At 67.1% G+C, this 22,259-nt stretch carries 13 protein-coding genes, 1 tRNA gene and 3 rRNA genes; all 17 read right to left on the bottom strand.

What is annotated here, in order from left to right; all coding sequences use genetic code 11:
- Positions 1 to 177 precede the first annotated feature (177 nt).
- Positions 178 to 3,000, bottom strand: coding sequence for a non-ribosomal peptide synthetase (locus tag ACXKZB_RS12125; protein WP_488823284.1), 2,823 nt, complete (start codon positions 2,998 to 3,000; stop codon positions 178 to 180).
- 314 nt (positions 3,001 to 3,314) lie between these two features.
- A tRNA-Gln gene (locus tag ACXKZB_RS12130) sits at positions 3,315 to 3,386 on the bottom strand.
- Positions 3,387 to 3,431: 45 nt separating this feature from the next.
- Positions 3,432 to 4,460, bottom strand: a complete 1,029-nt coding sequence (locus tag ACXKZB_RS12135; protein WP_488823285.1) for an NAD(P)/FAD-dependent oxidoreductase — start codon at positions 4,458 to 4,460, stop codon at positions 3,432 to 3,434.
- 10 nt (positions 4,461 to 4,470) lie between these two features.
- A complete protein-coding gene (gene gltX / locus ACXKZB_RS12140; protein ID WP_488823286.1) occupies positions 4,471 to 5,958 on the bottom strand; it encodes a glutamate--tRNA ligase in 1,488 nt (495 codons plus the stop codon).
- Positions 5,959 to 6,059: 101 nt separating this feature from the next.
- Positions 6,060 to 6,176 (bottom strand): 5S ribosomal RNA (gene rrf, locus ACXKZB_RS12145).
- 131 nt (positions 6,177 to 6,307) lie between these two features.
- Positions 6,308 to 9,435, bottom strand: a 23S ribosomal RNA gene (locus ACXKZB_RS12150).
- 453 nt (positions 9,436 to 9,888) lie between these two features.
- Positions 9,889 to 11,410 (bottom strand): 16S ribosomal RNA (locus ACXKZB_RS12155).
- The 16S, 23S and 5S rRNA genes sit together here, the layout of an rRNA operon.
- Positions 11,411 to 11,871: 461 nt before the next feature.
- Positions 11,872 to 12,642 (bottom strand): fumarylacetoacetate hydrolase family protein, encoded by a 771-nt coding sequence (locus ACXKZB_RS12160; RefSeq protein ID WP_111085932.1) that lies wholly within the window; start codon positions 12,640 to 12,642, stop codon positions 11,872 to 11,874.
- Between the two features lie 30 nt (positions 12,643 to 12,672).
- Positions 12,673 to 13,782 carry a branched-chain amino acid aminotransferase gene (locus tag ACXKZB_RS12165; protein ID WP_488823287.1) on the bottom strand — a complete coding sequence of 370 codons (1,110 nt, stop codon included), beginning with the start codon at positions 13,780 to 13,782 and terminating at the stop codon, positions 12,673 to 12,675.
- Positions 13,783 to 13,797: 15 nt separating this feature from the next.
- The gene (locus ACXKZB_RS12170) at positions 13,798 to 14,868 is read right to left on the bottom strand and encodes a 3-isopropylmalate dehydrogenase (protein WP_488823288.1); all 1,071 of its coding nucleotides are present in this window, start codon (positions 14,866 to 14,868) and stop codon (positions 13,798 to 13,800) included.
- The gene (gene serA / locus ACXKZB_RS12175; protein WP_123292272.1) at positions 14,868 to 16,457 is read right to left on the bottom strand and encodes a phosphoglycerate dehydrogenase; all 1,590 of its coding nucleotides are present in this window, start codon (positions 16,455 to 16,457) and stop codon (positions 14,868 to 14,870) included. The genes ACXKZB_RS12170 and serA overlap by 1 nt, the downstream gene beginning before the upstream one ends.
- Positions 16,458 to 16,535: 78 nt before the next feature.
- Positions 16,536 to 16,916, bottom strand: coding sequence for a hypothetical protein (locus ACXKZB_RS12180; protein ID WP_222657970.1), 381 nt, complete (start codon positions 16,914 to 16,916; stop codon positions 16,536 to 16,538).
- Positions 16,913 to 17,377 (bottom strand): hypothetical protein, encoded by a 465-nt coding sequence (locus tag ACXKZB_RS12185; protein ID WP_111085937.1) that lies wholly within the window; start codon positions 17,375 to 17,377, stop codon positions 16,913 to 16,915. The genes ACXKZB_RS12180 and ACXKZB_RS12185 overlap by 4 nt, the downstream gene beginning before the upstream one ends.
- 61 nt (positions 17,378 to 17,438) lie before the next feature.
- Positions 17,439 to 18,629, bottom strand: a complete 1,191-nt coding sequence (locus ACXKZB_RS12190) for a mannitol-1-phosphate 5-dehydrogenase (RefSeq protein WP_123313669.1) — start codon at positions 18,627 to 18,629, stop codon at positions 17,439 to 17,441.
- A 212-nt stretch (positions 18,630 to 18,841) separates the two neighbouring features.
- Entirely contained in the window at positions 18,842 to 19,867 is a 1,026-nt protein-coding gene (gene ilvC / locus ACXKZB_RS12195; RefSeq protein WP_123313670.1) for a ketol-acid reductoisomerase, read from the bottom strand.
- Between the two features lie 51 nt (positions 19,868 to 19,918).
- Entirely contained in the window at positions 19,919 to 20,419 is a 501-nt protein-coding gene (gene ilvN, locus ACXKZB_RS12200) for an acetolactate synthase small subunit (RefSeq protein ID WP_022907763.1), read from the bottom strand.
- Positions 20,416 to 22,239, bottom strand: a complete 1,824-nt coding sequence (locus ACXKZB_RS12205) for an acetolactate synthase large subunit (protein WP_123313671.1) — start codon at positions 22,237 to 22,239, stop codon at positions 20,416 to 20,418. The genes ilvN and ACXKZB_RS12205 overlap by 4 nt, the downstream gene beginning before the upstream one ends.
- Between the last annotated feature and the right edge of the window lie 20 nt (positions 22,240 to 22,259).

Genomic DNA, 22,259 nt, shown 5'->3' on the forward strand with positions numbered 1-22,259 from the left:
GTGTCCAACCATCGTCGCGGGGTGGCAGGCGGTCAATGCACGGTGCGGTCCATTGCGGACACTCGGCTGCGGATACGGAAACCCGCAACACCGCGCGGCCACGTGCCGTGGACGCACGGACAGACGGACGGAAGGCCCGGTGCCAGCTGGCACCGGGCCTCCCGTCCGTCGACCGGCTCAGTTCCGGGCCGCGCCCTCCGTCGCGAACGCCGCACGCAGCGCCGTCGCGAGGTCGGCCACGTGCGGTTCCCGCAGCAACGAGCTGTGCTCGGCGGCGATCCGCACGGTCTCGGTCCGGCCGCGCAGCAGCGCGGACCAGCCGGCGGCGTCCGGGTTCGCGTCGGCGAGCACGTACGTCGCCCGTCCGTGGAACGGCGTCGGGTGGTGCCGCCGGGTGACGAGCTCGGCCTGGTCGAAGAAGGCGTCGAAGTCCTTCTGGCCGCCGTGCCGCAGCACACCCGCGCTGTAGGCGCGCATCCGCTTCGCGACGTGGTCGCCCCACGACATGCCCGTGGGCATGACCCGCCGGACGGCCCCGGCGAGGCGCTGGCCGGCGGCGCGGACCGCGGGGTTCCGGTGCTCGCGCGGCTCGAGGCGGCCGAACTGCTGCCGGACCCCCTCGGCGCCCGTCCGCGGCAGGTAGGTGTCCAGCAGCGCGACGTGCTCGACCTGCTCGCCGCTCTCGGTGAGCAGTCGGGCGATCTCGAGCGCGATGAGCCCGCCGAGCGAGTGGCCGACCAGCAGGTACGGTCCGCGTGGCTGCACGATGCGCATCAGGGCGACGTACCGGCGGGCGCTGGCCTGGATGCTCCAGTCCGGCATCCCCCGACGCTCGAGGCCGTGCTGCTGGAACGCGTACACGTCGTGCTCGGGCAGGTAGCGGGACAACGGCAGGAACGTCAGCGCGAGCGCTCCGCCGCCGGCGAAGCAGAACACGGGGGGACGGCCGGACTCGCGCGCGCCGGAAACCTTGACCACGTCGGGGTGGCTCGGCAGCGCCGTCGTGCCGCTGCGCACCCGTCGGGCGAACGCCCGGAGCGTGGGGTGCTGCAGGACGTCCGAGGACCGCAGGTCGATGCCGAGCCGACTCTGCACGAGGGCGAGCATCTCCTCGGCGGAGAGCGAGTCGCCGCCGAGCGCGGAGAAGTCCTCGTCGAGGTGCACACCCCGGAGCCCCAGCACCTCGGCCCAGATCTGCCCGACCACGAGCTCCCACTGGTCGTACTCGCCCTCGACCATCTCGGTCTCGATGCTCGGCGCACCCGGCAGCTCGGCACGGTCGACCTTGCCGCGCTCGTTCCGCGGCAGCTCCGTCATCGGCACGATCGACGCCGGCACCATGTACTCCGGCAGGCGGTCGCGCAGCGCCAGCCGCAGGGCCGCGGGGGCGGGGGTCCGCTGGCCCGGACGGCCGACGACGTACGCGACCAGGCGGGTGACGGCGGGTGGGTCGACCTGCGCCGTGACGACGGCGTCGTGCACCTCGGGGATCGCGCGGAGCGCCGCCTCGACCTCGCTCGGTTCGACGAGGTACCCGCGGACCTTCACGGCGTCGTCGGACCGTCCGAGCAGCACGAGCCGACCGTCCGGCTCGATCCGGGCGAGGTCGCCCTGGCGCCAGGTCGGCGTGCCGTCGTCGGTGCGTCCGGCCCGTTCTGCGGTCTTCTCCGGGGCGCCCCAGTACCCGGCGGTCAGGCCCTCGGAGACGATGACGAGCTCGCCGGTCTCCCCCGGTTCGGCGCGGCTGCCGTCCTCGCGCAGCACGAGCACCTGCTTGCCGGGCAACGGCCACCCGGCGGGGACGACGCCCTCGGGCACCGGCGACCCGGGCTCGACGGGGCAGTACGCCACGCAGCCGGTCTCGCTCGACCCGAACGCGTTGAGGAGCAGCGTCGTCGGGTCGAGGTGCGGGCGGGCGGCGGCGATGTCCGCCCCGGTCACCGCCTCGCCCGTGGTCATCAGGAAGCGCAGGCCGCCGAGCGCGGGCGCCGCGCCGGACGCCTGCGCCCCGGGTGCCGTCTGCGAACCGACGATCGAGCGCAGCAGGTGCGGGGTGCAGACGAGGACGTTCACGCCGTCGTCGGTGAACCGTGCGAGCAGGCGCTCGACCCCGAGTTCGCGGGGTTCGAGGAGCACGACGCTGCCGCCGTTCAGCAGCGTGTCGAACGAGAACAGCAGCCCGGCCGCGAACGACAGCGGCAAGACCACGCCGAGCCGGTCTTCGGGACCGGTGCCGAGGGCGACGGCGTCCTGCTCGGCGTTCGCGAGCTGCTGCCGGTGCGTCAGGACGACGCCCTTCGGCATGCCCGTCGAGCCGGAGGTGAAGACGATCGCGAACGGGTCGCGGCCGCCGGGGCGCGTGCCGGGTCGGGTGTCGGCGGCGCGAAGGCCGGCGGCGCGGGTGCCGGCGGGCGCGTCGGCTGCCGTGTCCGCTGCCGTGTCGGCCGTCGTCACGTCGGTCGCCCGCTCGTCGCTCGCCGACTCGCCGTGTCGTTCGAGCAGGTCGGCGAGTGCGTGCACGCGTCCGTCGCGCTCGGCGACGACGGTGGCCGCGAGGTCGGCGCGCGCGGGATCCGCCACGATCTCGTCGACGCCGGCGAGCCGGGCGACGTGTCCGAGCCGGACCACGGGCAGGTGCTCGTCGAGCACCACCACGGTGCGCCCCGCGCGGACGAGCGCCAGGATCGCGACGACGGCCTCGGTGGTCTGGCCGGCCATGACGCCGACCGGCTTCGACGCTCCGCCGGCGACAGCGCCCACTCCCGCGCCGCTGCGGTCGTCGGGTCGGAGCTCGGCGCCGAGCACCGAAGCGAGGGAGCGCGACGCTCCGTCCGCCTGCCGGAACGTGTACGGGCGGCCGTCCCCGGCGAGTGCCGCTGCGTCGCCGTGGAGCGCGACCACGCGGTCCCAGCGGTCCAGGACGGAGTGGTCGCCGGCCAGCGGGATCGCGGCGCGGTGGGTCCAGTGGTCGGCTGTCGTCAGCGGGTCGGCGGAGGTCACGATGACACCTCGGATGATCGTCGGCGGGCCGCCGCGTGTCCCGCGTCGGTCCTGCGACCGTACGTGCGGCACGGTGCCGCCCACGAGCCGCGTCACGCGCGGTGCGGGGTCCCGCAACCCGGCCAGGAGGCACGGCTCGCCACCGCCGGCGCGCTCGGCCCGCGAACAGGAACGGTCCAGGGCCCGGAGCGGGCCGCGCGGACACGACGCATCGTGCGGTTCCGCGCAACCTCGGAACGCGCTGTCCGGAGCCTTCGGATCTCCGGTGAAACGAGAACAGCCCCCGGGACCTCCCGGGGGCTGTTCTTCGAGTGCTGGGGTACCTGGACTCGAACCAAGAACGACGGTACCAGAAACCGCTGTGTTGCCAATTACACCATACCCCAAAAGGCCTGCTGGCCTTCCGGCCCCGTTGTCCGGGGCACGATCAACTACTGTACAGCATCCCGGAGGTCCGCAAGACCACCCACGAGGTCACGGTGTACCGCAGCGGCCGTCGCGGCTCCGTGCCCGGCCGCCACGATGAGCTGCTCCGGCCCGGGAGGGGTCACGTCCCCCACGGCGTACAGCCCGGGGACCGTCGTCCGGCCGACCCGGTCGACGACGAGGAGCCCCTGCGCATCGCGCTCGAGGGCGGTCAGCGCGCCGGGCGTGTCGGTGTCCGGGCCGGTACCGGTGCCGGCGGTCGTGTGCAGCCAGTCGAGGTCGGCGTGCCACGTCGGTCGGACGAAACCGCCCGTGCGCGGCTCCACGTGGCCGTCGACGAGCCGGACTCCGGTCATCCCGGTCCGGTCCCCCTCGAGGTCCTCGATCACCCGCTCGTCGATCACGACACCGGCACGAGCCAAGCGCGCACGCCCGGCGTCGTCGAGCGGCGCCACGCCGTTCGTGTAGACGATCAGGTCGTCCGTCCACGCCGCGATGAGCAGCGCACGGTCCACGACGTCGTCGGTCTCGCAGATGAACGCGAGGGGCTGCCCCGCCTTGTCGTACGCATCGCACTCGACGCAGCTGTGCACCGCGGTGCCGTAGAACGCGCGGAGCATCGGCAGCGCCGGGAACTCCTCGCGCAGCCCCGTGGCGACGACGACGGTCCTCGCCCGCGCATCCACCTCGGTGCCGCGCCAGGTCCCGTGCAGCCGCCAGCCGTCGGCGTCGGGCGTCACGAGGTCGACCACGGCCTGCACGACCGTCGCCTCCGGGTACGCCTCGACCTCGACACGGCCGAGCTTCCGGAGCTCGAGCGGCGAGACCCCGTCACGCGTCAGGAAGCCGTGCGAGCGCAGGGTCGCGGCGTTGCGCGGCCGGTTGGCGTCCACGAGGAGCACCGTCCGCTTCGCCCGTACCAGGTTGAGCGCAGCGCTCAACCCGGCGGGTCCGGCACCGATGACCGCGACGTCGTGGACGACCGGCGTGCTCGGCTCGTCCGGGCTCCCTGCAGCGCTTCCCGCGGTGCTCATCGTGCCCCGCTCAGCGGGCCGCGAGGGCGCGGAGCCGCGTCAGGGTGGACTCCTTGCCGAGGATCTCCATCGACTCGAAGAGCGGCGGGCTGATCCGGCGACCGGACACCCCCACGCGCAGCGGGCCGAAGGCGACACGGGGCTTCAGTCCGAGGTCGTCGATGAGCGCGGTGCGGAGCGCGGCCTCGATCGCCTCGGTGCGCCAGTCGTCGAGCTGCTCGAGCGCAGCGATGCCGGCCGTGAGCACCGCGGCGGTGTCGCCCTTGAGCGATGCCAGCGCGTCGTCCTCGACCACCAGGTCGGCGTCGTCGGTGAACAGGAACCCGAGCATCGCCGGCGCCTCGCCGAGCAGCTGCATGCGCTCCTGGACGAGCGGAGCCGCCTTCGTCAGGACCTCGAGCTGCTCCGCGGTGGGCGGATCGGCGACGAGGTCGGTCAGGTAGGGCAGCAGACGGGACCGGAAGTCCGCGGCGTCGAGCAGTCGGATGTGGTCGCCGTTGATCGCCTCGGCCTTCTTGTGGTCGAAGCGTGCGGGGTTCGGGTTGACGTCGGTGACCTCGAACGCCGCCACCATCTCGTCGATCGAGAAGACGTCGCGGTCGGCACCGATCGACCAACCGAGCAGCGCCAGGTAGTTGACGAGCCCCTCGGGGATCATGCCGGCGTCCCGGTGGTGGAACAGGTTCGCCTCGGGGTCACGCTTGGAGAGCTTCTTGTTGCCCTCGCCCATCACGTACGGCAGGTGACCGAACACCGGGATCGACGGAGCGAGCCCGATCTCGTACAGCGCCTCGTACAGGGCGATCTGCCGCGGGGTGGAGGACAGCAGGTCCTCGCCGCGCAGCACGTGCGTGATGCCCATCAGGGCGTCGTCCACCGGGTTCGTGAACGTGTACAGCGGCTTGCCGTTCGGCCGGACGACCACGAAGTCGGGGAACGTCCCCTGCTTGAAGGTGATCTCGCCACGCACCAGGTCGTCGAAGCTCAGGTCACGGTCCGGCACCCGGAGCCGGAGCGCCGGCTCGCGGCCCTGGTCGCGGAACGCCTGGCGCTCGGCCTCGGTGAGGTCCCGCTCGTGGTTGTCGTACCCCTGCTTGGGATCGCGTCCGGCGGCCTTGTTGCGGGCCTCCATCTCCTCGGGGGTGACGAAGGACTCGTAGACGTGCCCGGACGCCTTCAGCTTCGCGATGACGTCGTCGTAGATCGCCGTGCGCTCCGACTGTCGGTACGGACCGTGCTCCCCGCCGGCGTCGACGCCCTCGTCCCAGTCGAGCCGGAGCCAGCGCAGCGCGTCGAGGATCTGCGCGTACGACTCCTCGCTGTCACGGGCGGCGTCGGTGTCCTCGATGCGGAACACGAGCTTGCCGCCGGTGTGGCGCGCGTACGCCCAGTTGAAGAGCGCCGTGCGGATGAGCCCCACGTGCGGGGTCCCCGTCGGGCTCGGGCAGAAACGGACACGGATCTCGGACCCGGAAGCAGTGGTGAATGGCGCAGTCATGACCCGCCAATGCTACCGTCACGCCCCGCTCCGGAGCGGTCGTGAACGCAGAAAACCCCTGACCAGTGCTGGTCAGGGGTTCCCTGGTGTTACCACGTTAAGTCCGGCGGCGTCCTACTCTCCCACAAGGTCCCCCTTGCAGTACCATCGGCGCTGAGAGGCTTAGCTTCCGGGTTCGGAATGTGACCGGGCGTTTCCCTCTCGCTATGACCACCGGAACACTGTCGACCATGATCTGGTCTCAAACATGTCCCAGCTGTAGCTGAGTTATTCAGTTTGATTCCCGATCGTCTGTCGGGAACCACAAAGTGGACGCGAGCCCGTGCAACACGTGCACGGAAATCAGTGTGTTATCAAGTCTTCGGCTTATTAGTACCGGTCAGCTCCACGGGTCGTTAGTCCCCGCTTCCACATCCGGCCTATCAACCCAGTAGTCTGCTGGGAGCCTCTCACACTCAAGGTGCATGGAAATCTCATCTCGAAGACGGCTTCCCGCTTAGATGCTTTCAGCGGTTATCCGGTCCGAACGTAGCTAATCAGCGGTGCCCTTGGCAGAACAACTGACACACCAGAGGTTCGTCCATCCCGGTCCTCTCGTACTAGGGATAGATCTTCTCAAATTTCCAACGCGCGCAGCGGATAGGGACCGAACTGTCTCACGACGTTCTAAACCCAGCTCGCGTACCGCTTTAATGGGCGAACAGCCCAACCCTTGGGACCTACTCCAGCCCCAGGATGCGACGAGCCGACATCGAGGTGCCAAACCATGCCGTCGATATGGACTCTTGGGCAAGATCAGCCTGTTATCCCCGAGGTACCTTTTATCCGTTGAGCGACAGCGCTTCCACAAGCCACTGCCGGATCACTAGTCCCGACTTTCGTCCCTGCTCGACCTGTCAGTCTCACAGTCAAGCTCCCTTGTGCACTTACACTCGCCACCTGATTGCCAACCAGGTTGAGGGAACCTTTGGGCGCCTCCGTTACTCTTTGGGAGGCAACCGCCCCAGTTAAACTACCCATCAGGCACTGTCCATGAACCCGATCAGGGTCCTACGTTAGACATCCAGAGTGACCAGAGTGGTATTTCAACAATGACTCCACGAACACTAGCGTGCCCGCTTCACAGTCTCCCACCTATCCTACACAAGCCACACCGAACACCAATACCAAACTGTAGTAAAGGTCACGGGGTCTTTCCGTCCTGCTGCGCGTAACGAGCATCTTTACTCGTAGTGCAATTTCGCCGAGTTCGCGGTTGAGACAGCTGGGAAGTCGTTACGCCATTCGTGCAGGTCGGAACTTACCCGACAAGGAATTTCGCTACCTTAGGATGGTTATAGTTACCACCGCCGTTTACTGGGGCTTAAATTCAGAGCTTCGCCCAAAGGCTAACCCTTCCTCTTAACCTTCCAGCACCGGGCAGGCGTCAGTCCGTATACATCGTCTTGCGACTTCGCACGGACCTGTGTTTTTAGTAAACAGTCGCTTCCCACTGGTCTCTGCGGCCTTCAACGCTCACGGAGTAAATCCGGTCACGTGTCCGGCCCCCCTTCTCCCGAAGTTACGGGGGCATTTTGCCGAGTTCCTTAACCACGATTCTCTCGATCTCCTTGGTATTCTCTACCTGACCACCTGAGTCGGTTTCGGGTACGGGCGGCTGCAACCTCGCGTCGATGCTTTTCTCGGCAGCATAGGATCACTGATTTCCCCTTACGGGTACGCGTCGGATCTCAGGCACACAGACGACGGATTTGCCTATCGTCAGCCCTACATCCTTACACCAGGTTCACCTTACGGATACCATCGCCTGGCTCAGCTACCTTCCTGCGTCACACCTGTTCATACGCTAACCGCACCAGCATGGGGTCGAGCGTTAGACCGGCCACCATCACCCCGAAGGGATCCGGTTGTACCGGGTTAGGACTCTTAGCACCACTGGATTAGCTTGGGCGGTTGTTCGCCGGTACGGGAATATCAACCCGTTGTCCATCGACTACGCCTGTCGGCCTCGCCTTAGGTCCCGACTTACCCAGGGCGGATTAACCTGGCCCTGGAACCCTTGGTCTTTCGGAGGACGGGTTTCTCACCCGTCTTTCGCTACTCATGCCTGCATTCTCACTCGTGTAGCGTCCACGGCTGGATCACTCCGCCGCTTCACTCGCCACACGACGCTCTCCTACCACTCCGCACGACTGAACCACGAAGGCTTGTCAATGTGCGAAATCTACAACTTCGGTGGTGTGCTTGAGCCCCGTTACATTGTCGGCGCGGAATCACTTGACCAGTGAGCTATTACGCACTCTTTCAAGGGTGGCTGCTTCTAAGCCAACCTCCTGGTTGTCTATGCAACTCCACATCCTTTCCCACTTAGCACACGCTTAGGGACCTTAGTTGGTAGTCTGGGTTGTTTCCCTCTCGACGATGAAGCTTATCCCCCACCGTCTCACTGCTGCGCTCTCACTCACCGGCATTCGGAGTTTGGCTGACGTCAGTAACCTGTTGAGGCCCATCGGCCATCCAGTAGCTCTACCTCCGGCGAGAAACACGCAACGCTGCACCTAAATGCATTTCGGAGAGAACCAGCTATCACGAAGTTTGATTGGCCTTTCACCCCTATCCACAGCTCATCCCCTCCATTTTCAACTGAAGTGGGTTCGGTCCTCCACGACGTCTTACCGTCGCTTCAACCTGGCCATGGATAGATCACTTCGCTTCGGGTCTAGAACATGCGACTCAAACGCCCTATTCAGACTCGCTTTCGCTACGGCTGCCCCACACGGGTTAACCTCGCCACATATCACTAACTCGCAGGCTCATTCTTCAAAAGGCACGCCGTCACCCCTACTAAGGAGGCTCCGACGGTTTGTAAGCAAACGGTTTCAGGTACTATTTCACTCCCCTCCCGGGGTACTTTTCACCTTTCCCTCACGGTACTTGTCCGCTATCGGTCATCTGGGAGTATTTAGGCTTATCAGGTGGTCCTGACAGATTCACACGGGATTTCTCGGGCCCCGTGCTACTTGGGATACACATCCGGCCATAACACCATTTCGTCTACGGGGCTGGCACCCACTACGGCCCGGCTTTCAAACCGGTTCGACTATGATGCGCTGTAACCGCCCCAGTCCGGCAGAACTGAGTGACGTGTCCCACAACCCCGACCATGCAACGCCCGCCGGCTATCACACATGATCGGTTTAGCCTCATCCGCTTTCGCTCGCCACTACTCACGGAATCACATGTTGTTTTCTCTTCCTGTGGGTACTGAGATGTTTCACTTCCCCACGTTCCCTCTACCCGCCCTATATATTCAGGCGGGAGTCACCAGGTCACAAAAGCGCCCAGCGGGGTTTCCCCATTCGGAAATCCTCGGATCAGGGCTCGATTATCAGCTCCCCGAGGCTTATCGCAGATTTCTACGTCCTTCTTCGGCTCCAGATGCCAAGGCATCCACCGTTTGCTCTTAGAAACTTGACCACAAAGATTAAAATTGCGATCCGTCATCACCCACAACCATCAGCCCGAAGACCTCAGATCGATTGGATGACGCGAATCAAAGATGCTCGCGTCCACTGTGTAGTTCTCAACATACGATCGGCACCACACTCCCCACCGTCCAGTGACAGTGCTTCATGCGGCCCAACGAAGGACACACCACGGATCACTCCATGCGGCCCAACCCCCAACCCGCCTCACAGCAGATCAGGAAGCCTGGTCCCTCAGGACCCAACAACGTGCACCAGCCAGCCCGTGCGACACCAACCCGTTCCAACCCCGCAAGCGGAGCGTACTGAGGCCAGCACCATCGGTACCAGCTGCACTGTCAATGTTCCACCCATGAGCTACCCGTCGGACACGTTCGGTCCGAATCAGGCGCCTGGACCATGCGTGCCCCAATGAAGGGACACCACGAGGCCAGATGCTCCTTAGAAAGGAGGTGATCCAGCCGCACCTTCCGGTACGGCTACCTTGTTACGACTTAGTCCTAATCACCGATCCCACCTTCGACGGCTCCTTCCACAAGGGTTAGGCCACCGGCTTCGGGTGTTACCGACTTTCATGACTTGACGGGCGGTGTGTACAAGGCCCGGGAACGTATTCACCGCAGCGTTGCTGATCTGCGATTACTAGCGACTCCGACTTCATGAGGTCGAGTTGCAGACCTCAATCCGAACTGAGACCGGCTTTTTGGGATTCGCTCCACCTTACGGTATCGCAGCCCTTTGTACCGGCCATTGTAGCATGCGTGAAGCCCAAGACATAAGGGGCATGATGATTTGACGTCATCCCCACCTTCCTCCGAGTTGACCCCGGCAGTCTCCTATGAGTCCCCGGCATAACCCGCTGGCAACATAGAACGAGGGTTGCGCTCGTTGCGGGACTTAACCCAACATCTCACGACACGAGCTGACGACAACCATGCACCACCTGTACACCGACCACAAGGGGGCGACCATCTCTGGCCGTTTCCGGTGTATGTCAAGCCTTGGTAAGGTTCTTCGCGTTGCATCGAATTAATCCGCATGCTCCGCCGCTTGTGCGGGCCCCCGTCAATTCCTTTGAGTTTTAGCCTTGCGGCCGTACTCCCCAGGCGGGGCGCTTAATGCGTTAGCTACGACACAGAAACCGTGGAAAGGTCCCTACATCTAGCGCCCAACGTTTACGGCATGGACTACCAGGGTATCTAATCCTGTTCGCTCCCCATGCTTTCGCTCCTCAGCGTCAGTTACGGCCCAGAGATCTGCCTTCGCCATCGGTGTTCCTCCTGATATCTGCGCATTCCACCGCTACACCAGGAATTCCAATCTCCCCTACCGCACTCTAGTCTGCCCGTACCCACTGCAAGCCCGAGGTTGAGCCTCGGGATTTCACAGCAGACGCGACAAACCGCCTACGAGCTCTTTACGCCCAATAATTCCGGACAACGCTTGCACCCTACGTATTACCGCGGCTGCTGGCACGTAGTTAGCCGGTGCTTTTTCTGCAGGTACCGTCACTTTCGCTTCTTCCCTACTAAAAGAGGTTTACAACCCGAAGGCCGTCATCCCTCACGCGGCGTTGCTGCATCAGGCTTTCGCCCATTGTGCAATATTCCCCACTGCTGCCTCCCGTAGGAGTCTGGGCCGTGTCTCAGTCCCAGTGTGGCCGGTCACCCTCTCAGGCCGGCTACCCGTCGTCGCCTTGGTGAGCCATTACCTCACCAACAAGCTGATAGGCCGCGAGTCCATCCCCAACCAAAAAATCTTTCCACCACCAGACCATGCGGCCAGTGATCATATCCAGTATTAGACGTCGTTTCCAACGCTTATCCCAGAGTCAGGGGCAGGTTACTCACGTGTTACTCACCCGTTCGCCACTAATCCACCCAGCAAGCTGGGCATCATCGTTCGACTTGCATGTGTTAAGCACGCCGCCAGCGTTCGTCCTGAGCCAGGATCAAACTCTCCGTAAAAAAATACAGACCCAACACTCGAAAGTGTCAGACCGAGTTGATTCTGACTGTTGACTGTCTACTGACAATCTTCAATCCAAAAGGAATTGTCTCAAACCCAACCAACCCGAAGGAAGGCCAGGCACGAGGTCAATCAATAAATTGGCATTGACAATGTGCACGCTGTTGAGTTCTCAAGGACCAGACGCACTCCCCACTCGACACCCGAAGATGCTCCGCCAGAGAGGCTGTGAAATCCGCTACCCGGGGAAGAACCGTGGCGGACAAGGTCTCCGGGTGAACCCAGGGACCGTCTCAGCCGTTCCGTTCTCCGCCGCCGTGGCAACGAGTGATTACTTTACGCAGGGGCGGACGGCTGCGCCAAGCCAGGCGGCATCCCGGGCGTGTCGCCCCGATCGGCCCGCGGACGCGGAACGGCCCGCTCCCCCGAGGGGAACGGGCCGTTGCCGTGACGAGCCGTGTCAGTGGCGGGCGATCACGGGGTTCTTGAGTGTGCCGATACCGGAGATCGTCACCTCGACGACCTCGCCGTCGCGGATCTGACCGACGCCCGCCGGGGTACCGGTCAGGATCACGTCTCCGGGCAGCAGGGTCCAGATCGACGACACGAACTCGACGAGCGACGGGATGTCGTGGACCATCTCGTTCGTCGAGCCCGCCTGACGCAGGTCGCCGTCCACCCGGGTCTCGATGCGGATGTCCGACGGGTCGATCTCGGTCTCGATGACCGGGCCGAGCGGGCAGAACGTGTCGAACCCCTTCGACCGCGTCCACTGCCCGTCGCGGGCCTGTAGGTCGCGGGCCGTCACGTCGTTCGCGATCGTGTACCCGAGGACGACGCTCGCGAAGTCCTCGCGCCGGACGTTCTTGGCGAGCGAACCGATCACGATGGCGAGTTCGCCCTCGTGGTCGACGCGACCGATGTCGGCCGGCAGGCGGATGGGCTCGTCCGGCCCGATCACCGAGGTGTTCGGCTTGAGGAACACCACCGGGTCGTCGCCGGCACGCTCGTCCATCTCCGAAGCGTGCTCGAGGTAGTTGAGCCCCACCCCGATGACCTTCGACCGCGGGATGACGGGGGCGAGGAGCTTGGCGTCGGCGAGTGCGACGCGCTCCCCCGTGGTCTCGAACCCCTGGTACATGGGGTCTCCCGCGAGCACCACCAGGTGCCGTTCGTCGAGGATGCCGTACCGGGGGTCTTCACCCTTGCTGCTGAACCGTGCGATCTTCACCGTTCGACCCTACCCACGCCCGAGCGTCGATCAGGACGCGTCGGTCAGCTTCGTCATCCACCCGTGCGGGTCGGGACGACGGCCGTACTGGATGTCGGTGAGCTCGTCGCGCAGGGACATGGTGAGTTCCCCGGCGCCCTGGGTCGGCGAGCCGATCGTGAAGCCCTCGCCGCGGAGTTCCGCGATCGGGGTCACGACGGCGGCCGTCCCGCACGCGAACGCTTCGGTGATGGAGCCGTCGGCCACACCGTCGCGCCATTCGTCGAGGGTCACGCGGCGCTTCTCGACCGTGAGGCCGCGGTCCTCCGCCAACTGCAGGATCGAGTCGCGCGTGATGCCCTCGAGGATCGAGTCGGAGTCGGGCGTGACGAGCGTTCCGTCGGACCGCACGAGCACGACGTTCATGCCGCCCAGCTCTTCGAGGTACTTGCCCTCGACCGAGTCGAGGAACATGACCTGCTGGCACCCGTGCTCGTACGCCTCTTGCTGGGGCAGCAACGACGACGCGTAGTTGCCGCCCGTCTTGGCGGCACCGGTCCCGCCCTTGCCCGCGCGGGCGTACTGGGTGGACAGCCAGATCGAGACCGGCTTCGGGCCGGAGGTGAAGTACGCCCCTGCCGGGCTGGCGATGCAGTGGTAGGCCACCGCCTGGGCCGCCCGCACCCCCAGGAACGACTCGGTCGCGATCATGAAGGGCCGCAGGTACAGGCTCGTCTCTGGCGCGGACGGCACCCAGTCGACGTCGGCCTGCACGATCTGTCGGATCGACTCGACGAACGCCTCGACCGGCAGTTCCGGCAGCGCCAGCCGGCGGGCAGACCGCTGGAACCGGCGAGCGTTGGCGTCCGGGCGGAACGACCACACCGAGCCGTCCGCGTGCCGGTACGCCTTGAGCCCCTCGAAGATCTCCTGCGCGTAGTGCAGCACGCTGGCGCTCGGGTCGAGCGTGAGCGGCCCGTACGGGTGGATCGAGGCACTGTGCCAGCCGTCGTCGAGCGTCCACTCGACGGTGGCCATGTGGTCCGTGAAGTGCTTGCCGAAGCCCGGGTCGGCGAGGATCTCCTCGCGCTCGGCTGCGGCGCGACGGTCCGCGGACGGGGTGGTGGCGAACTCGAGTCCGAAGGCGGTGTCGGTGCTCATGGGGAGGGCTCCTTCTCAGGCGGTGGTGGTGCGTGCCGTGGCCGCGGCGGCGATGGCGTCGCCGATCTCGGCCGTGCGACGCTGCGTGGTGCCCCGGTCTGCCAGGTCCGCCTCGACGGCCCGCGTCACCGCCGTCGCGAGGTCACTGCGGCCGATGTGGTCGAGCAGCAGGGCGACGGAGAGGATGGCGGCCGTCGGATCGGCCTTCTGCTGACCCGCGATGTCCGGCGCGGAGCCGTGGACCGGCTCGAACATGCTGGGGAAGGTGCCGTCCGGGTTGATGTTGCCCGAGGCCGCCAGACCGATGCCGCCGCTGATCGCGCCGGCCAGGTCGGTGATGATGTCGCCGAAGAGGTTGTCGGTGACGATGACGTCGAACCTAGCAGGTTCCCTCACCATGTGGATCGTCACCGCGTCGACGTGCTGGTAGTCCACCGTGACGTCCGGGAACTCCGCCCCGACGGCCGCGACCGTGCGCTGCCACAGGGCGCCGGCGTGCACCAGGACGTTGCTCTTGTGCACGAGCGTCAGGTGCTTCCGTGCCCGACGGTCCGCCAGGTCGAAGGCGTACCGCACGACCCGCTCGACACCGAACGCGGTGTTCAGCGAGACCTCGGTCGCGATCTCCTGCGGGGTCCCCGACCGGATCGCACCGCCGTTGCCGACGTACGGCCCCTCGGTGCCCTCGCGCACGACGACGAAGTCGACCGCGCCCGGTGCGGCGAGCGGCGTCGCGACGGCGTCGTACACCTTGGTCGGCCGCAGGTTGACGTAGTGGTCGAACGCGAAGCGCAGCTTCAGCAGGAGTCCACGCTCGATGATCCCGCCGGCCAGCCGGGGGTCGCGCGGGTCCCCACCGACCGCGCCGAGCAGGATCGCGTCGTGCGATGCGATGGCGGACATGTCGTCCTCGGTGAGGATGTCACCGGTCTCGAGGTACCGCGTCGCGCCGAGGGAGAACGGGGTCTCCTCGATGACGAGGTCGTCCGGGGTCACGGCGTGCAGGACCTTGAGCGCCTCGTCGACGACCTCTGGTCCGATGCCGTCCCCGCGGATCACCGCGAGCTTGAGCGTCCGGACGTCCATCAGAGCGTGATGTCGATCTCGCGGAGCGAGGAGGCGTCGATGGCCCGGCCGACGTGCTCGAGGATCTCGGCGGGCACCGGGGAGTCGACGGTCAGGACGCTGAGCGCCTGTCCGCCGGCGGCTTCGCGCGAGATCTGCATCGCCGCGATGTTGATGCCGGCCTCGCCGAACTCCTTGCCGTAGACCGCGACGATGCCGGGGCGGTCGACGTACTCCATGACGACGTGGTGCCGGTCGAGCGGGACCTCGACGTCGTGGCCGTTGATCTCGACGAGCTTCTCGACCTGCTTCGGGCCCGTGAGCGTGCCGGAGACGCTGATCGCCGGGCCGTCGGACTGGGCGCCGCGGATCGTGAGCACGTTGCGGTACTCGGGGCTGTCGGTCTCGGTGATGAGCCGCACGGTGACGCCGCGCTGCTCCGCGATGAGCGGGGCGTTGACGTACGACACCTGGTCGCTGACGACGTCGGTGAAGACGCCCTTGAGCGCTGCGAGCTTGAGCACGCTGACGTCGTACTCGGCGAGCTCGCCGTGGACCTCGACGTCGATGCTCGTCACGGGCGAGGTGGCGAGGGCCGTGAAGACCTGACCGAGCTTCTCGACCAGCGGGATGCCCGGACGGACGTACGGGTCGATGACGCCACCGGCGACGTTGACCGCGTCCGGCACGAGCTCGCCGCCGAGCGCGAGGCGCACCGACTTCGCGACCGAGACGCCGGCCTTCTCCTGCGCTTCGTCGGTCGAGGCACCGAGGTGCGGCGTGACGACGACGTTGGGCAGCGAGACGAGCGGGGAGTCCTTCGGCGGCTCCGACACGAAGACGTCGAGGCCGGCGCCCGCGATGGTGTTCGCGGTCAGTGCGCGGTGCAGGGCGTCCTCGTCGATCAGACCGCCGCGGGCGACGTTCACGACGAACGCCGTCGGCTTCATGAGCGCGAACTGGTCGTCCGAGATCATGCCGAGGGTCTCGGGGGTGCGCGGCATGTGGATCGTGACGAAGTCGGCACGCCGCAGCAGGTCGTCGAGGGAGACGAGCTCGACCCCGAGCTGCTGGGCGCGAGCCGTCGTGACGTAGGGGTCGTAGGCGATGACCTGGACGCCGAAGGCCTGCAGGCGCTGCGTGATGAGCGCGCCGATGCGGCCGAGACCGATGATCCCGACGGTCTTCTCGTAGAGCTCGACGCCCGTGTAGGACGAGCGCTTCCAGGCGCCGGCGGCCAGCGACGCGTGCGCGGCCGGGATGTGGCGGGCGAGCGACAGGATGTGCCCGACGGTGAGCTCGGCGGCGGAGATGATGTTCGACGTCGGAGCGTTCACCACCATCACACCGGCGGTGGTCGCCGCCTTGATGTCGACGTTGTCCAGGCCGACACCGGCACGGGCGACGACCTTGAGGTTCGGGGCCGCGGCGATCGCCTCGGCATCGACCTTGGTGGCGGAACGCACCAGCACGGCATCCGCGTCGGCGAGGGCCGACAGGAGCGCGGGCCGGTCGGTGCCGTCCACGTTTCGGATCTCGAAGTCGGGCCCGAGGGCGTCGACCGTGGCGGGCGAGAGTTCTTCGGCGATCAGGACGACCGGCTTCGACACAGCTGCTGTTTCCTCACGAGAGACGGTTGGTATCCCACCATGCTATCGACGTGCGCGGTCCGTTACGACCGCGCTCGTCTAGAACTGCAGCAGGCTCGGCACGAACAGCTGCAGGTCGAGCCACAGCGCGCCGGCTGCCGCGAAGGCGAGGACGAACACGGCGACGGTCACGGTCAGCCGCGCACGACGCGTGATCACCAGGGCGGCCACGAACGCGACGGGGGCGATCAGGATGTCCAGGACCAGCCACAGCCAGGGCGTGCTCGCCTGCAGCGATTCCCCGCCCGAGGTCGTCGCGAGGAAGGCGTTGAACTCGTCCACCCGCTGCGAGATCTGCGTGAGGTTCCCCACCGCCTGCACCGTCATGTAGGCGAACAGCACCGCGAACACGACCCAGACGGCGACGCGGCCGACGACCGGGCCGGGCGACCGGCGTGCGGCCGGCGTCGCGGCGGTCACCCGAAGCTCCTCGTCAGCAGGAACGGCCACGGGAACAGCACGACGGCACCGAGCAGCATCCAGAGCAGTCGCGTCCGGGTCCGGCTGCCCCGGGCGGCCCACAGCACGACCGTGAACCACAGCGCCGGCGCGAGGATGGCGAGGAACCGCAGGACCTCGACGAAGACCGTCAGGACGGTGTCGACACCCGAGACGTACGACGTGGACGCCGTCAGCAGCCAGGCGACGGTGTAGAGCAGGTAGAGCCCGCCGAACACGCCGAACCCGACGAGTGCGCCGGAGGTCTCCGGTGCCTCGGGGTCGCGGTCGCCACGGTCCTTGACGGCGACCGGGTTGTGCGCGGCGTCGACGTGGGTGGCGTCGTCGGCGTCACCCCAGCTGAGCGCCTCGTCGTCGTGGTCGACGGCGTTCGTCACGTCCGGGTCGACCGACCCGTCGGGTGGGGATGCTGCCGTGTTCATGCCTCGATCCTACGAGGGACCGGCGCACGGGGAGACCACGGGTTCCCGGTGGGACGACCGCTCAGGCGTCGGCGGGCTGCGTCTGGAGCACCTCGGCGACGACCTCGCGCACGGCGGGGAACAGCGGGTGGCTCTCCATCAGTCCGGTGAGGATCTCGGTGAGCGCGTGCGCCGTCGCGCCGGAGCGGAGCAGCGCGTGCAGCTCGATCGACTCCGGGTCGTTCTCGTCGTCGAACGCGAGCGCGACGCGGACGGCCCCGAGCAGGTGACCGACGGGCAGGCCCCGTTCGGCGAGCTGTGCGGCCGGCCCGACGAACCGCTCGCGCCGGCCGAGCTTGCGGAGCGGGTTCCGTCCGACGCGCACGGTGGTGTCGGGCAGGTGCGGGTTCGCGATGCGCGACAGGTTCGCCGCGACGTAGCGCGCGTGCTCCTCCGGGTCGAAGCCGTGCTTCGCCACGAGCAGTGCGGTGGTCTCGGCGAGGACACCGTCGACCTCGGCACGGACGGCATCGTCCTCGAGGGCTTCGCGGATCAGCCGGATGCCGCGGACGTAGCCGTGGTAGGCGGCCGTCGCGTGCGCGGTGTTGACCGTGTAGAGCTTGCGCTCGACGAAGGGCTGCAGGTCGTCGACCCACGTGACGCCCTCGATCGTCGGGGGTTCGGCGTCGGAGCCGAGGAACGGCGTGCGCTCGATGACCCACTCGTAGAAGGGCTCGAGGACGACGTCGAGGCCACCGGACTGGCCGAGCACGCCGGACTGGTCGGGGACGATGCGGTCGATCGCGCAGTTCGCGAACACGGCGGCGATGTCGCGGTCCTCGAGCACCGGCGCACGACGGATGCTCGCGTGCAGGGAGTCGGTGGCGTTGAACGCGTTCTCGCACGCCACGACCGTCACGTCGCCACGCTCGAGCGGCCGGGCCGCGAGCCCCTCGGCGATGAGCGGCGCGACGAGCGGGAGTGTGCGAGCGCCGACGGCGGTCGTCACGACGTCCGCCTCGGCGATGGCCTGGACCACGCGGTCGCGGTCGGTCTTGCTGCTGAGCGCCCGGAAGCCGTAGACGAGGTGCTCGACCGGCATCTCGCCGACCTCGTGCACCACGAAGCGTCCGGCTTCGTTCAACGCGGACACCACACGGTCGTCGACGTCGACGAAGGTGAGCTCGTAGCCGCTCGCCACGAGGAACTGGCCCACGAACCCGCGCCCGATCTTGCCGGCGCCGATGTGGACCGCTCGTTTCGTCACCGCCATCCGATGATCATCCCATGCTGGTCGGTCCGCCCCTGACCGCACGTGCGGATCACGGCCGACGGCTGTCGCGCATCGTCCGGGCGCACGCCGAAGGGACGCCGGTCCACGGCGTCGGGGCTGGAGAAGAGCTGCTGCATAACGTTCGGGTCACGTCGCGAGGCGGCGGTGCAAGGGCTGCACCGCCGCCTCGTCATCGAGTGTTCCTCGGAAGACTACCGCGCTGCGGAGCCGTCCACGTAGTCGCCGTCGTTCTGCTTCCACGCGAAGAGCGCGCGCAGCTCGCGGCCGGTCGCCTCGATCGGGTGGCCCTCGCCCTTGGCGCGGAGCGCCTTGAACTCGGGGGCGCCGGCGTCCTGGTCGTCGATGAAGCGCTTCGCGAAGGCACCGTTCTGGATGTCCGCGAGCACCGCCTTCATGTTCTCCTTGACGTCGGGCGAGATCACGCGCGGGCCGGAGACGTAGTCACCGAACTCGGCGGTGTCCGAGATCGACCAGCGCTGCTTGGTGAGGCCGCCCTCCCAGATCAGGTCGACGATCAGCTTGAGCTCGTGCAGGACCTCGAAGTAGGCGATCTGCGGCTGGTAGCCCGCCTCGACGAGGGTCTCGAAGCCGTACTGGATGAGCTGCGAGGTGCCACCGCACAGGACGGCCTGCTCGCCGAACAGGTCGGTCTCGGTCTCCTCGGTGAAGGTCGTCTTGATGCCGCCGGAGCGCAGACCACCGATGGCCTTGGAGTACGACCACGCGAGGTCCCAGGCGGAACCCGACGCGTCGACCTCGACGGCGACGATGACGGGGACGCCGCGGCCGGCCTCGTACTCGCGTCGGACGGTGTGACCCGGGCCCTTCGGGGCGACGAGCGACACGTCGACGCCCTCGGGCGCCTCGATGTAACCGAAGCGGATGTTGAAGCCGTGGCCGAAGACGAGCGTCGCGCCCGGCTTGAGGTTCGGGCGGATGTCCTCGGCGTAGACGATGCGCTGGACCTGGTCCGGCGCGAGGATGACGACGACGTCGGCCCAGGCGGTGACGTCGGCCGGGGTGAGGACCTCGAAACCGGCCTCTTCGGCCTTCTGGCGGCTCTTCGAGCCCTCCTTGAGGCCGATCTTGACCTCGACACCCGAGTCACGGAGGTTGAGGGCGTGGGCGTGGCCCTGCGAGCCGTAGCCGATGACGGCGACCTTCTTGCCCTGGATGAGCGTCAGGTCGGCGTCGGCGTCGTACACGATGTCAGTCACGAGGGTGTGTCTCCTTGGTTCTGGTGGTCTGTGGGGGTGGCGGACCGCTGGTCAGCGCACCCGGTCGGTGATGCTCTTCGGTCCGCGTCCCATGCCGAGCAGGCCCGCACGGGCCAGCTCCTTGATGCCGTAGGGCTCGAGGACGCGGAGGATCGCCTGGATCTTGCCGGGGTCTCCGGTCACCTCGACGATGAGCGAGTCGTTCGCGACGTCGACGACCTGTGCGCGGAACAGGTTCACTGCCTCGAGCACGGCCGACCGCGTCTGGTTGTCGACGCGGACCTTGACGAGCATGTGCTCGCGCTGGACGGACTGCGAGAAGTCCAGTTCGACGATCTTGATGACGTTGACGAGCTTGTTGAGCTGCTTCGTCACCTGCTCGAGCGGGAGGTCCTCGACGTCGACGACGACGGTGATCCGGCTGAGGCCGTCGACCTCGGTGTTGCCGACGGCGAGCGACTCGATGTTGAACCCGCGGCGGGCGAACAGGCCGGCGACGCGGGTCAGCAGACCGGGCTTGTCCTCGACGAGGAGGGACAGGACGTGGCTCATGCGGTTTCCCCCGTCATGTCGGCGTCCTCGTCGTCCCAGGTGGGTGCGAGGGCCTGGGCGTACTCGATGGACGAGTTGCTGACTCCCTGCGGGACCATCGGCCACACCATCGAGTCACGGCTCACGACGAAGTCGATCACCACGGGGCGGTCGTTCGTCTCGAGCGCGAGCTGGATGGCCGCGTCGACCTCGTCCGCCTTCTCGACGCGGATGCCGAGGGCGCCGTACGCGTCGGCCAGCTTCACGAAGTCGGGCACGCGGCGCGAGTCGTGGCCGGTCTCGAGGTCGGTGAACGAGTGGCGGCCGTCGTAGAACAGCGTCTGCCACTGCCGCACCATGCCGAGCGACGAGTTGTTGATGATCGCGACCTTGATCGGGATGTCGTTGATGACGCAGGTCGCGAGTTCCTGGTTCGTCATCTGGAAGCAGCCGTCGCCGTCGATCGCCCAGACCACACGGTCCGGCTCGGCGACCTTCGCACCCATCGCCGCGGGGACGGAGTAGCCCATCGTGCCCGCGCCGCCGGAGTTCAGCCACGCGTTCGGGCGCTCGTACTTGATGAACTGCGCCGACCACATCTGGTGCTGCCCGACACCGGAGGCGTAGACCGCCTCGGGACCGGAGAGCTCGCCGATGCGCTTGATGATGGCCTGCGGGGCGAGCAGACCGTCGGTCGGCTCCGCGTACCCGAGCGGGAAGTCGACCTTGAGCTGGTGGAGCTTCGCCCACCAGTCGGCCGTCGAGGCGCGGTCGTCGACGGCGATGCCGCCCCAGGCGTCGAGCAGGTCGACCAGGACCTCCTTCGCGTCGCCCACGATCGGGACGTCGGCGAAGCGGATCTTCGAGATCTCGGCGGGGTCGATGTCGACGTGGACGACCTTGGCGTTCGGCGCGAACTCGTCGGCCTTGCCGGTCACGCGGTCGTCGAACCGGGCGCCGAGCGCGATGATGAGGTCGCTGTCCTGCAGCCCGAGCACCGCCGGGACGGTGCCGTGCATGCCGGGCATGCCGAGGTGCTGCGGGTGCGAGTCGGGGAAGGCCCCTCGTGCCATCAGCGTCGTCACGACGGGCGCACCCGTCGCCTCGGCGAAGCGGAGGAGCTCGGCGGTCGCGCGGGAGCGGATGACGCCACCACCGACGTAGAGCACCGGGCGCTCGGCCTCGGCCAGGAGCTGCGCGGCCGCGGTGATCTGCTTGCCGTGCGCCTTGGTGACCGGCCGGTAGCCCGGCAGGTCGATCTTGGGCGGCCAGACGTAGGGCGCCGACTTCTGCTGGGCGTCCTTCGTGATGTCCACCAGCACGGGGCCGGGACGACCGGTCGTCGCGATGAGGTGCGCCGCGGCCAGGGTCGCGGGCACGTCGGCCGGGTCGGTGACCAGGAACGAGTGCTTCGTGATCGGCATCGTGATGCCGACGATGTCGGCTTCCTGGAACGCGTCGGTCCCCATCAGCGTCGAGAACACCTGGCCGGTGATCGCGATGAACGGCACCGAGTCCATGTAGGCGTCGGCGATCGCCGTGACGAGGTTCGTCGCGCCGGGGCCCGACGTCGCGATGGCGACGCCGACCTTGCCGGACGCCGAGGCGTAGCCCTCGGCGGCGTGTCCGGCGCCCTGCTCGTGGCGGACGAGGATGTGGCGGATCGTCTTCGACGCCATGAGCTCGTCGTAGAACGGGATGATCGCACCGCCGGGCAGGCCGAAGACGTCGGTGATCCCGAGGTGCTCGAGCGTCCGGAGGACGGCTCCCGAGCCGGTCAGGATCTCCGGCGACCGGCGTGCACCGGCGGCCGCGGACAGCGGAGTTGCTTCCGTGGGCATGAGGTGGTCCTTGCCTGGAG

The organism is Curtobacterium sp. ABR8 (assembly GCF_057812125.1).

Excerpts from the sequence above, each read along its gene's own strand:
- ACXKZB_RS12165 (WP_488823287.1), bottom strand. The coding sequence starts at position 13,782 with ATGAGCACCGACACCGCCTTCGGACTCGAGTTCGCCACCACCCCGTCC.
- ilvN (WP_022907763.1), bottom strand. The coding sequence starts at position 20,419 with ATGAGCCACGTCCTGTCCCTCCTCGTCGAGGACAAGCCCGGTCTGCTG.
- ACXKZB_RS12185 (WP_111085937.1), bottom strand. The coding sequence starts at position 17,377 with ATGAACACGGCAGCATCCCCACCCGACGGGTCGGTCGACCCGGACGTG.
- ACXKZB_RS12135 (WP_488823285.1), bottom strand. The coding sequence starts at position 4,460 with ATGAGCACCGCGGGAAGCGCTGCAGGGAGCCCGGACGAGCCGAGCACG.
- gltX (WP_488823286.1), bottom strand. The coding sequence starts at position 5,958 with ATGACTGCGCCATTCACCACTGCTTCCGGGTCCGAGATCCGTGTCCGT.
- ACXKZB_RS12190 (WP_123313669.1), bottom strand. The coding sequence starts at position 18,629 with ATGGCGGTGACGAAACGAGCGGTCCACATCGGCGCCGGCAAGATCGGG.
- ACXKZB_RS12205 (WP_123313671.1), bottom strand. The coding sequence starts at position 22,239 with ATGCCCACGGAAGCAACTCCGCTGTCCGCGGCCGCCGGTGCACGCCGG.
- ACXKZB_RS12170 (WP_488823288.1), bottom strand. The coding sequence starts at position 14,868 with ATGGACGTCCGGACGCTCAAGCTCGCGGTGATCCGCGGGGACGGCATC.